Annotated in this window: 11 protein-coding genes; 7 read left to right on the forward strand and 4 right to left on the reverse strand. The window is 40.1% G+C overall.

Going from position 1 to position 15,819, the window contains the following annotated elements:
• Positions 1–13: 13 nt before the first annotated feature.
• From recJ to BM161_RS03160, 4 genes are all read right to left on the reverse strand, one after another.
• The gene (recJ, locus tag BM161_RS03145; RefSeq protein ID WP_244882642.1) at positions 14–2,182 is read right to left on the reverse strand and encodes a single-stranded-DNA-specific exonuclease RecJ; all 2,169 of its coding nucleotides are present in this window, start codon (positions 2,180–2,182) and stop codon (positions 14–16) included.
• Positions 2,179–2,952, reverse strand: a complete 774-nt coding sequence (gene recO / locus BM161_RS03150) for a DNA repair protein RecO (protein ID WP_074930436.1) — start codon at positions 2,950–2,952, stop codon at positions 2,179–2,181. The genes recJ and recO overlap by 4 nt, the downstream gene beginning before the upstream one ends.
• A 12-nt stretch (positions 2,953–2,964) precedes the next feature.
• Positions 2,965–3,681 carry an L-ribulose-5-phosphate 4-epimerase AraD gene (gene araD / locus BM161_RS03155; RefSeq protein ID WP_074930438.1) on the reverse strand — a complete coding sequence of 239 codons (717 nt, stop codon included), beginning with the start codon at positions 3,679–3,681 and terminating at the stop codon, positions 2,965–2,967.
• A gap of 86 nt (positions 3,682–3,767) precedes the next feature.
• Positions 3,768–5,366 (reverse strand): xylulokinase, encoded by a 1,599-nt coding sequence (locus tag BM161_RS03160; RefSeq protein WP_074930440.1) that lies wholly within the window; start codon positions 5,364–5,366, stop codon positions 3,768–3,770.
• Positions 5,367–6,034: 668 nt separating this feature from the next.
• On the opposite strand from BM161_RS03160, the gene BM161_RS03165 reads away from it, so the two are divergent.
• The 7 genes from BM161_RS03165 to BM161_RS03195 all read left to right on the forward strand — a co-directional run bounded on the left by BM161_RS03165 (position 6,035) and on the right by BM161_RS03195 (position 15,817).
• Positions 6,035–6,640: a hypothetical protein gene (locus BM161_RS03165; protein ID WP_074930443.1), complete on the forward strand. Its 606-nt coding sequence runs from the start codon at positions 6,035–6,037 to the stop codon at positions 6,638–6,640.
• 105 nt (positions 6,641–6,745) lie between these two features.
• Positions 6,746–7,942, forward strand: coding sequence for a serine hydrolase domain-containing protein (locus BM161_RS03170; RefSeq protein ID WP_074930445.1), 1,197 nt, complete (start codon positions 6,746–6,748; stop codon positions 7,940–7,942).
• A gap of 139 nt (positions 7,943–8,081) precedes the next feature.
• On the forward strand, positions 8,082–8,279 hold the full coding sequence (locus tag BM161_RS03175) for a DNA-directed RNA polymerase subunit omega (RefSeq protein WP_074930447.1): 198 nt from the start codon (positions 8,082–8,084) through the stop codon (positions 8,277–8,279).
• Positions 8,263–9,252, forward strand: coding sequence for a tRNA (adenosine(37)-N6)-dimethylallyltransferase MiaA (gene miaA / locus BM161_RS03180; RefSeq protein WP_244882656.1), 990 nt, complete (start codon positions 8,263–8,265; stop codon positions 9,250–9,252). The genes BM161_RS03175 and miaA overlap by 17 nt, the downstream gene beginning before the upstream one ends.
• An 80-nt stretch (positions 9,253–9,332) precedes the next feature.
• Positions 9,333–11,507 (forward strand): adenylate/guanylate cyclase domain-containing protein, encoded by a 2,175-nt coding sequence (locus BM161_RS03185; protein ID WP_074930449.1) that lies wholly within the window; start codon positions 9,333–9,335, stop codon positions 11,505–11,507.
• A complete protein-coding gene (locus BM161_RS03190) occupies positions 11,470–14,259 on the forward strand; it encodes a FecR domain-containing protein (protein ID WP_074930451.1) in 2,790 nt (929 codons plus the stop codon). The genes BM161_RS03185 and BM161_RS03190 overlap by 38 nt, the downstream gene beginning before the upstream one ends.
• On the forward strand, positions 14,249–15,817 hold the full coding sequence (locus BM161_RS03195) for a hypothetical protein (RefSeq protein ID WP_074930454.1): 1,569 nt from the start codon (positions 14,249–14,251) through the stop codon (positions 15,815–15,817). The genes BM161_RS03190 and BM161_RS03195 overlap by 11 nt, the downstream gene beginning before the upstream one ends.
• Positions 15,818–15,819: the final 2 nt, after the last annotated feature.

Genomic DNA, 15,819 nt, shown 5'->3' on the forward strand with positions numbered 1-15,819 from the left:
AACCACCGACATTTTATTGTGCAGGTACAATCTCTTTTACAATCAGTTGATTTGTTTTTGTACCGTTATAATAATTTCGGCTCATATTATAAAGCACATCATATTTTTTTCCGATTATAATATCTTTTTTAAGTCTTTCTGCTTGCCCCCAGAACATTGCAGGAATTTTATAAGTTCCGGTTTCAAAAATCATTTTAAGATGATGAGGCTCTTTTTTGCCGAGTACCATTGTGTCTATGAGTTTAAGACCACGGGTCATAAGAATGAGTTCAGGGCTCTCAGCTCCAAACGGATCAAAAATATCAAGAAGGTTGAAGTTTTCCGGAGTAAGGTGTTCAAGCGGAAGTTCAGCATCAATATCAATGCAGGCTGTCTCTGCATCAAGAGTAACTGAGTTTGAGCTTTCCTGAACACGTTTTAAGAACAACTCAAGGTTTGATTTATGGAAGCTGAAACCTGCGGCAAAATTGTGGCCGCCGTGATTAATATAGATGTCGCCAAGACTGTCGAGGAAGCTTGTAGCAATAAAGCCGCGGCAGCTTCTCATAGAACCAATGCAGATATCATTTTCATAAGTAAGGGTTATGGTTGGAACGTTGAAGTCCTGCATAAGGCGGGCCGCAAGAATTCCAGTAACGCCTTTGTTAATACATTCATCTACAGAAACGCAAAGCTTGTTGGAATGCAGCTGTATACTCTGCTGGGCTGTATCGTGAATCTTATAGTAAGCGTTGGAAACAAGATCCTTGCGCTCTTCGTTCATTTTGTTGATGGTTACGGCAAGCTGTTCGCGCTCCCTTGCATCATTTGAAATCAAAAGTTTTAGGGCAATGTCTGAGTGACCCATTCTGCCCGCAGCGTTAAGTGCAGGAATTACAGACCACGAAAGATCTGTTGAAGAAAGACCGTCAAGGTTGATGTTCAGTTTATTGAAAAGTTCTGCGAGTCCCTGGCGAGGTCTGTTTTTCTTAATTGAACTGATTCCGTTTTTTACAAAGATGCGGTTTTCGTTTTTCATCGGCATGATATCTGCCAGAGCCGCAAGTGCAACCAGCTGAAGATCTTTCTGTTCATCCTGAACCTGCTGAGGCTTTTTATCAGCAATCAGTTTTTTACAGTAAGTAACATATAAATTATATATGCTTTCTATTTCAGAAGCTTCACTGCCAGTGTATTTTGCAATCTGAGAAAGTGCTTTAATCTGCGCTGCACTTTTATTTTTTACAGATGGAATCACAGCGCCAATTTCAGAGCGAAGGTCATTCAGATTAAATTCAATGCCGCTTCCAAAAATCTGACTCAAAAGATTTAAGGTTGTGCGTGAATCCCAGGAATAAATTAGCTGTCCCTGTAAAAAGTAAGGAAGCTTTAAATCATAAATTGAAGTCTGTCCCGGAATTATTTTTTCATGAAGCTCTTTGATTTTCACAAGATTTCTGATTTTGATACAGTCTGCGTAAAAACACTGTTCCTGCTGATTTTGAGAAAGCTCAAGAATACTGATTTCTGCATTATAAAAATCTGACTGAGCAAAACGAAGTGCGCTTACAAGCTTGTAGGCAACAGCCGCTCCGGAGATTCCGTCGAACGGGTAGAGCGAATCTTCCATTTTTGGATTAATAAAGATGATAGCCTGAGGAAGCTCTTCCGGCGGATTATGATGGTCTGTAACAATTACTTCAATTCCAAGATCGCTGGCATGTGCAATTTCCTCGTTGTTTGAAATGCCGCAGTCTACTGTAATAATCAGAGTTCCATCCTGTGCCGCAAAATCATCAATAGCTGCAATGGAAAGCCCATAGCCGTCTGCTTCAAGAGGAAGACGCCACTGTACATCAATGCCAAGGCGTACAAGTTCTTCATATAAAATGGCAGTGCTGGAAACACCGTCAACATCGCTGTCACCAAAAATTAAAACTTTTTCGCCTTCTTCTTTTGCCTGCATAATGCGCTCAACAGCATCTTCCATTCCCGAAAATAAAAAAGGATTATGCTGAAAGCGAAGATCATCTTCAAGATAATATAAGATGTCTTTTCCCTCTGTTATTCCTCTGCGGATAAATACAGATGCAAGTAGAGGTGAAATATTGAATGAATTGCAAAGCGGCTCAATCTGCTGCTTAGAGACGGGCTTTTTAACCCATCTTGAAGTATCATTAGAAATTGAATTGTCGGCTCTCACAAAATCCCCATCCCAGTTTCGATCGAGTTCAGTTTCTGGTCAATGCTGTTTTCGATTAAGAAGAAAACGAGCTGTCGAATCTGTCCGTAAATCTCTTCGTCGATTGTAAGCTTACGGGCTTCTGAAGGAGAAAGAACCGTCAGTGCAGAAAGATATTGAACTGCATTATTTTTTACACTGAGCATGTTTTCGCCCGGAAGATGTCCGGCACAATCAGGACAGATAAAACTGTTTTCCATACTATTATAATAGGAAACAGCGTTAGGTGCAAACTGTGTATCAAAAAAAGTTTTACCACAGCTGCTGCACGCATGAGAAACTGGCTGAATTCCAAGAAGTTCAAGATAGCGCCATAAGAAACGGATGAGACCTACGCGGCTTTGTTCTTCATCACAGAGTTCCATTCCATCAAAAAAGCCAGAAAGAAGACGGAAACATTGCTGACTGCTTCCACCACAACGGGTTTTAATGGCAAGCTCTGCAGCTAAAGATGCCGCATAAGATTTAAAAAGATTTTGACTGAAGCTCGTGTGATAATTCGAAACTTCAAAGTCGCTTATTTTGATTTGATTTTTTTCAGGATTTTCGTAAAGCCATACCTTACCGCTGTTCCACTGAGCAACCAGAGAACGCATACGGCTTTTAGGTCCGCCGTAAAGTACGGCATAAACAAGTCCGGCCTCCGGGGTAAGAAGAGTAACCGAAGAGTTATTTTCGCCCAGAGGCCGTAAAGAGAGTACAATTGCATCTGTAGAAGATGAACGGTTCATTTATTGATGTTCTTACTTGCCCTGTCCGTAGTATGCGTTAGGACCGTGCTTTCTCATATAGTGTTTGTTTACAATATAGTCTGGAAGCTCTATTGCATCAGGACGAATCTGCAGAGTGTACATTGCCATCTTACAGATTTCTTCGAGAACTGTTCCGTTGTAAACTGCCTTGTCTGCGTTCTTGCCCCAGGCAAATGGTCCGTGGCCTCCGCAGAGAACCATGTTTACTTCGCTAGGATTAAGGCCAAGTTCTTCAAAGTGCTTTACAATCAAAAGACCCGTTTCTTTTTCATAGTCGCGTTCAACAGCTTCGCGGCTAAGGTATGGAGTGCAAGGAACTGATTTCTGAATATGATCAGCGTGAGTAGTTCCAAAAAGTGGAACTGAGCGAACTGCCTGAGCCCATGCAACAGCACATGTTGAGTGTGTATGAATGATTCCACCAACTTCGCCGCCTTTATTTACAGCAAACTCTTTGTAGAGAACTGCGTGAGTAGGGGTGTCGCTTGAAGGATTCAAAGAACCGTCTACTTTCTTTCCATCCAGATCAATAATTACCATTGATTCTGGTGTGAGTTCAGGGTAAGGAACTCCAGAAGGTTTAATTGCGAAAACTCCCTTGTCCTTATCAAAAGCAGAAACATTGCCCCATGTATAAAGAGCAAGATGGTTCTCGGGAATTTTCATATTAGCTTCGTAAGCCTGAAGTCTTAGTGTTTCATAAGTCATTTTATTTCCTCGTTAATAGCGGTAGTTTCGACAAGCTCAACCACCGTATTTTTCGTACTGGTGGTTGAGCCTGTCGAAACCACATTTTATAAATTTTCAACGGCAGCCTTTTCGATAGCCAGCCCTTTCATATATCTTTCAAAATAAATGTTGAAGCTTTCAACCAAGTCAGCTTCAGGTGCAGATGTTGCCTTCTTACAGTTGCCGAATACTTCTTTGTTCAGGAAGTCTCCGAGGTCTTTCTTGCCTTCAGCTGCAAATGCAGCGAGCAATGCCATACCCCAAGGGCCACCTTCACCGGCTGTTTCCATAGCACTAACCGAAGTCTTCATAGCAGCAGCCATGTATTTCAAACCAGCTTCTGTCTTAAAGTATCCGCCGGCACCTGTCATGCTTTCTACTGGTACTTTTTCTTCATCATAAAGAATATTCATACCTGCACGAAGTGCGCCAAGAGATGCGAACATCTGAACACGCATAAAGTTTGCAACATTGAATTTAGCATTTTCTGCGCGGGCAAACAATGGGCGTCCAGAGTTAAAGCCTGTAATTGTTTCACCAGAAAGGTAGTTGTAAGCGAGCAAGCCGCCGCAGTCTTTATCAGCTTCGAGAGATTTTCCAATCAGATTATCAAAGAACTTACCAATCTTAGGAACGTTTGCTTCACCACACATAAGAGTTGCAACTTCGTAGAAGAGATCCATCCAGTAGTTGTGCTCGCCAGTACAGTTATTAGCGTGTACCATTGCAACAGGAAGTCCTGCCGGTGTAGTTACGATATCAATAATTCCAGGGTAAGCTTTCTTAAGGTCTTTTTCGAGAACAACCATGCTGAATACAGAAGTTCCGGCACTGATGTTACCAGTCTTAGCGGCAACAGAGTTTGTAGCAGCCATACCAGTTCCTGCATCTCCTTCTGGTGGACAGAATGGAATACCAGCCTGGAGGTCTCCTGTAGGATCAAGGAACTTAGCACCTTCTTCAGTAAGTTCGCCGGCAGCTTCTCCAGCCATTAAAATCTTAGGGAAAACATTGTCGAGCTTGAGGCCGAGAGCTTTTACGCCATCAAGAGCTTCAAACTTAGCCTTGAAATCAGGATTGTAGTCAGCCTTGCCGTTATCATATTTTACAGGGAACATACCACTTGCATCGCCAACACCAAGTACTTTCTTGCCGGTGAGCATGTAGTGAATGTAGCCTGCGAGAGTGTATACGTTTTCAATCTTAGAAATATGTGGCTCTTTGTTCAAAATAGCCTGATAAAGGTGAGAAACAGACCAGCGCTCTGGAACAGGGAAGTTGAAAAGGTCTGAAAGCTCTTTAGAAGCAGCGCCTGTAATAGTGTTGCGCCAGGTTCTGAAAGGAACAAGAAGTTTTTCATCCTTATCAAAAGCAAGATAGCCGTGCATCATTGCAGAAATACCACCGGCACGGAACTTTGTAAGCTTTACGCCGTATTTTTCCTGAACGTCCTTTTTAAGGTCTGCGTAACAGGTCTGAAGACCTTCATGAATCTGAGTAAGAGGGTAAGTCCAAATGCCGTTATCGAGGGTATTTTCCCAAGTGTATGAACCGCCCGCAATTGGCTCATATTTGTCGTTAATCAGTACAGCCTTAATACGTGTTGAACCGAATTCAATTCCAAGAACGGCATTGCCGCTTTCAATAAGTTCTTTGTTTCCCATAGCTTTTTTTTCCTTTTATAATCTGTCATCCCATAGAGTGGATTGCTTCGCTGCGCTCGCAATGACGGTATATTTCGTCATTGCGAGGAGCGCAGCGACGAGGCAATCCATTTTATGAGTTTTGTTAAACCTTTAACTAAATTATGCCTCGATTATATTCCATATCGTCCTTTTATACAATTAAGATTTTTCAGTAATAAAGTTGAAATATTTACTTTTATGGAGTCGAAATCACACTTTTTGGGTAATTCCAGCCAATAGAAATTCAAAAAATGCAAATTCTATTGGCCTTTAATGGGATTGTTTTTATGATTTTTTTACTTTACAGCCAATAGAATTGCCAATTATTTAAAATCTATTGGCTTGAAAGATAATTAATAATGAAAAAAAGGAATAAATCTAAACTCAACTCACTAATTTCTCATTTCCCAGCCAATAGAAATTGATAAATTGCATATTCTATTGGCCGAAAATCATTTTTCAGTAAGTTTATAAATAAAGATATAGCCAATAGAAAACGCAAAAACAGGATTTCTATTGGCTAAAAAATAATGAATGCATATTTATAAAGTGAAAAAGTTGCCAAAGTGCTTTTTTTTTGTATAGTTCTATATCATAACAAATTATTTAAGCAAGCGTTGGCTTGCTGGACTTAGGAGGTCGAAAAAATGAAAAAATTAGTAAAAGTTACTGCACTTCTTTTGGTAGCTGCAGCAATGTTCGCAGGTTGTAAAAACAACGTAGAAGAAGAACAGCCAGCAAAGGATGCTCCTCTTTTCTCAAAGGATGATGTTTCAATTACTATCGATGTAAATGACATTGAAGTAACTGATGGAGATTGGGTAGCATCTGTAAAAGATGCTGGTAAAATACCTACATCTGATATGGGTAGTGAGTATCCTTTTGGTAGTGGTGTCATTGAAATGATCAACTTTAGAAAAGTTGAGTTTACAGTAGCAGGTAGTAATGTTACTTTTACATATGGTTATGAAAAAGAGTCAGGAACTCTTACTCTTGATAATGATCCAACTGAAGCAGAGATTGCTCAGTTAAAAGAAAATGGATGTACTGTAAATGGAAGAGTTGCAACATTTGAAGAAGAAGGAGATGCTCCTAAATCAGAATTGGATAATATGTTACTTAGTGATGTTTTAAGTGAGGCTTATGGTCTTACAATCAAAACAAATGCCGATCATACAAAATATTTTGGTGAAGTTAAGCAAACTAAAGGTGATTATTATACGTCAGAAGAGTTTTACCTCATGAAGAAATAATCAACCTAATATTTGATTCTTCAAAAAACCTGTGAATCTCACAGGTCTTTTTTTATAAGTAAACTCTTTGATGTTATTAAACTCATAATATGTTATGATTGTATTATGATTTTTAAGAATTCTGATAAAGTACAGTTAGTTTTAGATGATTTTGTAGAAAAAAAGGAAGCAGCCGGCCTTAATCTGCTGGTTTGTAAAGATGGTAAGGAAATCGGTTACTGGCAGTCTGGTTTGGCTGATCTAGAAGCAGGCAGAGCCTATAACCGAGACACAATAGTGAGACTTTATTCAATGTCTAAGCCGGTTACAGCCGTTGCGGCCATGATTTTGATTGAAGAGGGAAAACTTGATTTTGCTGATGAGCTTTTCCGCTATCTTTCTGAATTCAAAAATCTAAAAGTATGTACAGACAAGGGGCGAAAGGGAAATCCACGTCCTGCAAGCCGCCCAATTCTTATATCAGACCTTTTGAATATGACAAGCGGCTATACCTACGGAGCCTGGAGCGAAGACAGCCCGCTTGGAGAACACCTTACATCAGACCTTATTGCAGAACTTAATAATGATGAAGCCGAAGATGGTCCTAATAAAATCACAACAAGAGAAGTAGCCCGCCGCCTTGCAGACATTCCTGTAAGCTTTGAGCCTGGTACAGACTATAATTACGGCCTTTCCGCAGACATCCTTGGCGCCGTTATTGAAGAAGTTGCCGGAACAAAGCTTAGCCATTTTATGAAAGAGCGTATCTTTAAGCCTCTTGGAATGAATGATACAGATTTTTATGTACCGGAAGACAAACAGAGCCGTTTAGCAAAAGTTTACCATGCCGGTGGCCAGCTTTTTACCTCATGTAACCTTGGTATTCAGGATAAAATGAACCATCAGCCTGCTTTTGAAAGCGGAGGCGCAGGTCTTTGTTCTACAGTTGATGATTATATGAAGTTTGCCCTTATGCTTACAAATGGCGGCCAGCTGGAAGGTCACCGTATTCTTAGTGAAAATACTGTGCGCTACCTTAGCAAGGCCCGTCTTATGCCTGCTCTTCAGCAGCGGTTTGATATGAAAATGCCTCATCTTGCAGGATATACTTATTGTAATCTTTTAAGAGTTGCTGCAAAGCCCGGCTCATGCAATGTAATTACAAATAAAGGGGAGTTTGGTTGGGATGGCTGGCTGGGGCCTTATGTAAGTGTAGATCTGGAAAGTAAAATCACAATTGTAATGACTATGCAGCGCTGTGATTCGGGAACGACCGGGGCGGCTAGAAAAGCTCGTAATATAATCTACACTTCGTCATGCTGAACTTGTTTCAGCATCTAGTGAAATAGAGACCCCGAAACAAGTCGGGGTGACTGTTACGTTCGGAATGACTGTAATATTCCTAATTGACAATAACTACTATAATTGTTAATATATTCTATTATCTTTGAGGGGTATTAGAATGGTTTTTCCTTTGGAACAGTTGGTTGAATTCAACGATAATATCTATGAAATTACAGTAGCAGCAAGTCTTCGTGCTTATCAGATGGCAAAGGTTAATGACCCTGAAATCGCTGCAAATCAGGATAAGGTTGTTTGTGCAGCAGCAAAACAGCTTTTTACTAAAAGAGTAACTTACCGTATTGAGCACAAAGAATAGTATTAAGGATGCAGAAAGCAAGATACCAGTTCTTGTTATTTTTGCGCCCACAGCATCTGGAAAGACTGCCTTAACGAGGGAACTTTTTTCACCTCAAGGCAGTCATTTTATTTTAAACGCAGAAATAATCAGCGCAGACTCTCAGGCAGTTTACAAAGGAATGGATATTGGTACTGCAAAACCGGATGCTGCGCTTTGCACTGAAATTCCTCATCATCTTATAAATCTTCTTGAGCCAGATCAGCAGTTTAATGTTTCTGATTTTATCGATTTTGCTGATAAGGCGTGCCATGATATATATGAGCGTGGAAAACTTCCTGTAATTTGCGGCGGTACTGGCTTTTATATCAGAAGTTTTCTATATGGAATTGCTCCAACTCCAGTTTCAGATGAAAAACTTCGTAATGAATTAAAAGAACGGATTGCCCGCGAAGGAAATGAAGCTCTTTATAATGAACTCAAAGCAATAGACCCTCAAAGTGCCGTAAAAATCCATCCTAATGATGCTTATAGAATCTGCCGTGCGCTGGAAGTGTATTATCTTTCAGGTAAAACCAGAAGTGAATTCAAAATTGAGCCAGAGCTTCGAAAGCAGTATGATTTTCTGTTTTTAGTGCTTGAACCTCAGCGAGATGTGCTTTATGAAAGAATCCGTAAGAGGGTAGATTTGATGTTTGAAGAGGGGCTTGAAGAAGAAGTTCAGGCTTTGCTTCAAAAAGGTTATGATAAAGAAACACCGGGCATGAAAGCCATTGGCTACAGTGAATGGTTTGATGATGAAGGCGCGGTTCGTGGAAAAGAAGATCTCCCTAAAATCAAAGAAGAAATAAAACATCACAGCTGTAAATACGCAAAAAAACAATATACCTATATTCGTGGAATCCCAGGAAGTACAGTTATAGATTTTTCAGCTACCGAAGAAAATTTTCAAAAAATTTCCGGATTAATTAAAGGTCTTGCCGATAATAAATAAACGGGATTGTCGGCATTTGCCGGCAATGACAGAATGCTTAAATTTATTGTATAATTAATTGATTTTATGGACAGTAACATATGAAAAAAAAGGTAGAGAAAAATCAGGCGGAGAGAGTTAAACACCCGATTGGTTTAAAGTTAATTTCAATTATTTCTATGATAGTTCTGGTTGCGCTTGGTGGCGTGACCTATGCGGTCTCATACTTCGTAACCGCCGACGTCCGCAACAACGCCGAAGAAAACAACCTTACAATCAACAGCCGCACCGCCTCCGATACAGAAAACCGAATCACTTCGGCCCTGTCCAGTGTTGCTATGTTCATCGACCTCTTAAACACCGCTGGCGAAAACACAACAGAAATTAAATCTATGGAAAATCTGTTTTTCGGCCGCAACAAATCTATCGCGGCGGTCTACCTCCCGGATACTGGCCGCCTTTTCACAAATACAGAATTTTTCATCTCTCAGGAACTCGAACCTGAGTCTGCCTTAAATTATTTTTTACAGGAAAACGACTTAATTCAAAAAGCTGCAAACGGTTATCTTGAACTTCATAACGCATCGCCATTTTTCAATGTTCCGGTATTGTCGTTCTTTTACCCGGCAACTAGTGGCGCGGCGTCTTCGGTTAATTCAGCGTCCTCGGCCAATTCCGAGACTTCAGCCAATTCCGAGACCTCAGCCAATACAAACAGCGTCATCGCCTTCCTGTTCTCCGCCGAGGACCTCAGCGAAAGCTTTTCTTCCGGCAGCGTAAACCAGTCGTTCTTTGTAAACAAAGACGGCACAATTCTAGTTCACAGCGACAACTCACTCATGATGAGCGCCGCAGACGAGAGCTCAAACCCGATTGTTAAAGCAATGCAGGAAAGTGCTGCTAACAATAGCCAGATTACATATCATACAAAAGAAAATGTTGAATATATTGGTGCCTTCAGAAAACTTTCTTTTGGAGACTGTGCCGTTATCACAACCGTACAGACCTACATCATCCTTGAAGGTGTAAGAAAAACCACAAGAAGAAATCTCTACATTTCTGCAATCATCCTTGCTCTTTCAATTCTCATCATTTACTTTTTCTCTAAGTCTCTCAGCCGCCCGCTGAAAATACTTACTGCAATTGTAAACGAAATCAATAACGGAAACTTTAACACAGAGCTCTTTTCCGAAATCAAAAAAACTCATAAAGATGAAATTGGTGTTCTTGCAAACTCTACAAAGCACGAACGCGAAATCTTAAATACTTTTACAAAGCTTACAAACAAAGGTGTAACTCAGGCTATCATCAAAAAGGAAATTGACTTTGAGCCTCACCTTAAAGATATAACAATTTTCTTCAGCGATATCCGCGGCTTTACTGCAATTTCAGACGGCTTCAAAAATCGCTTTGGAGAAAAATCAGCTGCAGAAATCATCAGCTTCTTGAATGACTACATGAGCCGCATGGTTTCGTGTATTACTCGTACCGGCGGAACTGTAGACAAGTTTGAAGGTGACGCTATTATGGCTGCCTGGGGAGTTCTCCGTAATGAAAGCCTTGACTGGGAACTTCTTCCTCCGCAAAGCAAAGCATACAAAAAAGCAAAAGCTCATCACGATGCTTACGTTCGCCGCGATGCCCTTGCCGCAATCACCTGCTGTATGGCAATGCGTTATTCCCTCATGCTTTACAACAAGGAAGCAGAAGCTTTTACAAAGGCTCACGAAAAAGAGCCTCTTGCAAAATACAAGCCACACATCAGAATTGGTGCCGGTCTGAACTCTGGTCGTGCAACAGTCGGCTTTATGGGAAGCTTTGATAAGATGGAATATACTTCGATTGGTGATGCTGTAAACTTTGCAAGCCGTACTGAAGCTTCTAACAAGCCTTGTGGAACCGACACTCTGATTACACAGGATACTTACGATATTCTCAAAAAAGATTTCATTAAGTGTAAGGAAAATAATTTTACAATCAAACCGGAAAATCAGCCTTGCGAACTTATTGTTGAACAGATTCCTGTTGATTTTGAAGTAAAAGGAAAGGGTAAGCAGCACTTCTTTGGTGTTGTTAATATGCCTGGCTTTGATATAGAAAAATTCTTCAGCTTTGATAAAGACTTTGTCCTTGATAAAGATTGTGAGAAAGCCGTAGGTCCTAAGGGACCAAAGACTCTCTCAGAAATGAGAAAGCTGCTTGGTATTGCTGAACCTGATTTTGGAAAGGTGAATTTGGATGCGGAAGAGAACAAGATTCAAGTCGCCGGTTCTTGATACCTTTGTGGTTGTATTGTGCCTTTCGGTGGCAGGCTTTTTCGGCTATACCTTCTGGAAGGATTTAAACAGTACCGCACGGCGAACAGATAAAGAAAAAATTGCGATAATCACTTTTAAAAATCGAATTGCTCAGCGCAAGTTCGACGACCGCGTTGTATGGGAACGTATTGATAAATCAACTCCTCTTTATAATGGTGACCTTGTTCGTACCGCAGATCTTGCAGAAGCAGTAATTACTTTTAATGATGGCTCTGAAGTAAACATTTATGAAAACACAATGATTCAGGTTTACTACTCAGACTTTGAAGGTGTTCAGATTTCTGTTGGTAATGGTAACCTTCAGCTTGAATCTTCTGATAACGGAAAAGTTCAGCTTACTTTGAGCGACGGTTCTAAAGTTCAGGCGAGTGGTGGAACAAGCCTTTCTGCAAAAACTACTTCAGGCTCAAGCGGACCAAAGACTGTAGAAGTTCAGAACGGTTCTGCTGTAGTTACCGGCTCTTCTGGAAGTACAGAAGCGATTGCTGCCGGTGAATCTTTGAGTGTAAAGAGTAGTGGCGAAATCAGTAAAAAATCTGTTACCGTTACTTCAATTCCGCCGGAGCTGCGTGTCCTCAATATTGAAGGCGAGAAGGTTCCTGTAAAACTTGAATGGAATAAAACAAATTCAAATGAACCTGTAGTGCTTCAGACTTCAACTAAAAAAGATTTCTCTGATATCAAAGAAGAAAAAATCATAGCTTCTAAAAATGATGCTTTAATCAGCCTTTCAGAAGGAACTGTTTACTGGCGTGTATTCCCTGATGGAAATGAAGAAGAAGCAACTGAAGGGAAGATTTCCGTTGAATCTGCAAAACCTCTGGATCTTATTTCTCCGGCTCCGGAAGGAACTTTAAAATACCGCAACAGAAATCCAGAAGTAAACTTCCGATGGGAAGGAAATGAATACGCTCAGAATTATCTGTTAAAAATTTCTTCAACCCCAGACATGCAGAATGTTATTGAAGAAAAAGTTGTTGAATCTCCAACTGTTCAGATTGATTCAATTGGTAACGGTCAGTGGTACTGGCAGGTTACTCCGTATTATGAAATTAATGCGCTCGGCTATGCAGCGGCTGGAGCAAGTAAGGTTGAATCCTTTAATATAGAAAAAACTGATGGAATTAATCCTCCGTCTCTTACAGTGCCTTTACAGGAAGCAGAAATCCATTACAAGGAAACTCCTTCTGTAAACTTCAGCTGGCAGTCAGAAATTAAGGCAACTTATGATTTGATAATTGCAAAAGATAAAGATTTTAAAGATGTCGTTGCAACAAAACATACAGCCGGCCAGCGTGCAAATGTAAAGTTTGATATTCCAGAAAATGACGGGCAGCACTATTACTGGAAGGTAGTTCGTAATTCTTCAGAAACAGATGATCTTTCTCCTGAGTCTGGAGTTAGAACTTTCAGTGTTTCAAAATATGTGAGCGTTCCTACAAAGCTTTTGTATCCGCCGGAAGAATACAGCACAGAAAGTTCAAAGCTTTCTTCTGTCCGTTTTATGTGGAAGCCTGCAGATGAAGCAAAAAATAAAGAATCAATTGTACAGGTTTCAAGTTCTCCAAACTTTGATTCAGTTAAGGTTGAAAAGACTGTATCTGGTACAACACTTGAAAATCTTTCTCTTCCACAGGGTGAATACTACTGGCGTGTTGCAACAGAAAATCCTGATGGAACTTTGGAATATACTCAGCCTAATCATCTTTTTGTACAGAAAGAATTGATTGCTCCAACTGTAACAAACATCAAAGAAAACACAGAAGTTGTAAAAGCAAAAGACAGTTCTGTAAAAGTAAAATGGACTCCTGTTCAGGGTGCTGATTATTACAATGTAAAAATCTATGATGAAGAAAATAATCTTGTTGCAGAAAAACCTGAAGCAGCCGGAACTACAGCAAACTTTGCACTTCCAGATGCAGCTTACACCGTAAGAATTCAGGCTGTTGCTTCTCCAACAGAAACTTCACCAATCAGAACTGGTCCTGTAGAAACTGTAGATTTTTCTGTAAGAACTCCAACTTCGCTTACAGCAATTAGACCAGCTGCTCTAGAAACAATAGACGGACTCTCTGCACTCCGTACTCCTGTAACTTTCACATGGAAAGACGGAAGTGATAAAACTGCAAGCGCAGAGTTTATCCTCAAAAAACGACAGAATGACGGAAGCCTCAAAGAAGTAGAACGCTTTAAGGTAAATAAAAATACTGCCTCGGTTTCACGCCTAACGACTGGTAGTTATACATGGCAGATTGTTGCAAGTACACAAAGTGGAATCCCTATTAACTCACAGCCTGTAAGCTTTACAGTTTCTCCTGTAAAAGATTTACAGCTTCCAAATCTTTCAAACCCTCAAAAGGGATTTGTTATGGATTCTTTATTCCTCAAAAAGAACCGATCAATCTCTTTTGAATGGGATCCTGTTCCAGATGCAACAGAATATAATTTTGTAATCTACAGAAGAGATGTTAATGGAAAGCTTACTAAGGTTTATTCAGAAAAAGGAGTGAAGGGTAATAAGGTTCGTTTAAGAAAGCTTTCTGTTTTAGATATTGGAACATTTGAATGGAATGTAACTGCATTCAGTTATGCAAAAGATGGATTTGAAGAGAGAAGATCTCCTGTATCAAAATCAACCTTTACAATTAAATTTGATACTCCAAAACTCATAACACCAGATAATAACGGCAGGATGTACAGTGAAGAGTAAAAGATTTTTTACAGTTAAGCTTCTCGTTTTCCTGTTCTGCCTGTTTTATGGAGCGGGCGTTACACCACTGTTTGCTCAGAACTTTAAGCAGACTCTGCAGTGGAGTGCAGACGCTAACGTACTTGAATATAAGGTAGAGATTCAGGACAGTACTGGAAAAATCATAAACTCTGTTACAACTGAAAATAACTCAATCAGTCTTTCACTTAAAGAAGGAACTTATAAATATAAAATTACCGCTTACGATTTATTGGGGCGTGAAGCTGTTTCTACAAACTGGATCAGCTTTGAAGTTGTCGTTGCTAAGCAGCCTGCTATTGAGCATACAAAAAATCTTGAAGCCCTTCAGGAAGATGGTAAAACTCTAGAAATTAATCTTGATGTAGATGACGTTACTGCAGATACAGTTGCAGAACTTGTAAATATTGCAAGCGGTGCAAAGATTCGTGGTAAGCTTGTACTTGCCGCGGCCGCTGGTGCTCCTGCTGTTGGACTTTCTGCTTCAGAAACTCATAAAGCAACTAAAGTCCGCTTTACAGATGTACCTGAAGGAAACTGGAAACTTGTAATTACAAACCCAAGTGGTCTTTCTACTGAGTCAGAAGCTTTTGAAGTAAAGGATGTAATTAAAGAAGAAAGAATTGCTGCTGCCAAAGAGGAAGAAGAAAGAAAAGAAAGAGAACGCCTTGAAGCAGAAAGAATAGCAAAAGAAAAAGAAGAAGCGGCAAGACTGGAAGCAGAAAGACTGGCCCGCGAGGAAGCAGAACGTGAAGCCGAAAGAGAAGCCCAGCGACTTGCAATTGAGCAGGCAGAAAGAGAAGAGCAGGAACGACTTGCCCGAGAAGAAGCAGAACGTCAGGAGATTGCAAGACAGCTTGAAGAAGAGGAACGTCTTGAACGTGAAAGAGAAGAGGCTGAACGCTTAGCTCTTGAAGAAGCAGAACGTGCCGAAGAAGAAAGACTTGCACGCGAAGAAGAAAAACGTCTTGCAAAAGAAAAGCGCCGTGAACACTGGCTTAATTACTATCGTCAGTTCTATGTTATTGGCGGAGTTGGAGTTGGCGTTCCAATATATGATGGCGACTTCTTAGAAAACTATATAGAAAAATCATTTATTAATCTTTCCTTTACAGGACAGGTTGGCTGGCTTCCACTTCATACAGAAAAGCTTCGATTTGGTATGGAAGTCAACGGAATTGGAACTCAATTCAAATCTGAAAATGAATATTATAAACTCAATCTTAATACCCTGATGCTACAGAATAATTTTGTTTTCAGATTCCGCTTTAAACCAAAGAAAGTCTGGTATCAGATTAAGGGTGGAGGCGGAATAGCTCTTATTCAAGAAAGAGTTGACTATTCTGAAATTTACGAAAATAATAAAGAGAATAAGACTTCGAATTTCGGATATTTCACAGCAGGCGGTGGTCTTTCTGTTATATTCATTCCATCAAGATTAGTTACGATGGAAATAGGTGCAGATTTTTACAATCTGTTTATTCCAGATATGAATATTGGAATTCTTAATCCTTATGTAGGAATAGGATTCAGTTTCTAGTA

The sequence above is a fragment of the Treponema bryantii genome, assembly GCF_900113965.1.
Classification (GTDB): domain Bacteria; phylum Spirochaetota; class Spirochaetia; order Treponematales; family Treponemataceae; genus Treponema_D; species Treponema_D bryantii_A.

Coding starts and splice junctions, on each gene's coding strand:
- BM161_RS03175 (WP_074930447.1), top strand. CDS start 8,082: ATGGTTTTTCCTTTGGAACAGTTGGTTGAATTCAACGATAATATCTAT.
- araD (WP_074930438.1), bottom strand. CDS start 3,681: ATGACTTATGAAACACTAAGACTTCAGGCTTACGAAGCTAATATGAAA.
- BM161_RS03190 (WP_074930451.1), top strand. CDS start 11,470: ATGCGGAAGAGAACAAGATTCAAGTCGCCGGTTCTTGATACCTTTGTG.
- BM161_RS03185 (WP_074930449.1), top strand. CDS start 9,333: ATGAAAAAAAAGGTAGAGAAAAATCAGGCGGAGAGAGTTAAACACCCG.
- recO (WP_074930436.1), bottom strand. CDS start 2,952: ATGAACCGTTCATCTTCTACAGATGCAATTGTACTCTCTTTACGGCCT.
- BM161_RS03170 (WP_074930445.1), top strand. CDS start 6,746: ATGATTTTTAAGAATTCTGATAAAGTACAGTTAGTTTTAGATGATTTT.
- BM161_RS03165 (WP_074930443.1), top strand. CDS start 6,035: ATGAAAAAATTAGTAAAAGTTACTGCACTTCTTTTGGTAGCTGCAGCA.
- BM161_RS03160 (WP_074930440.1), bottom strand. CDS start 5,366: ATGGGAAACAAAGAACTTATTGAAAGCGGCAATGCCGTTCTTGGAATT.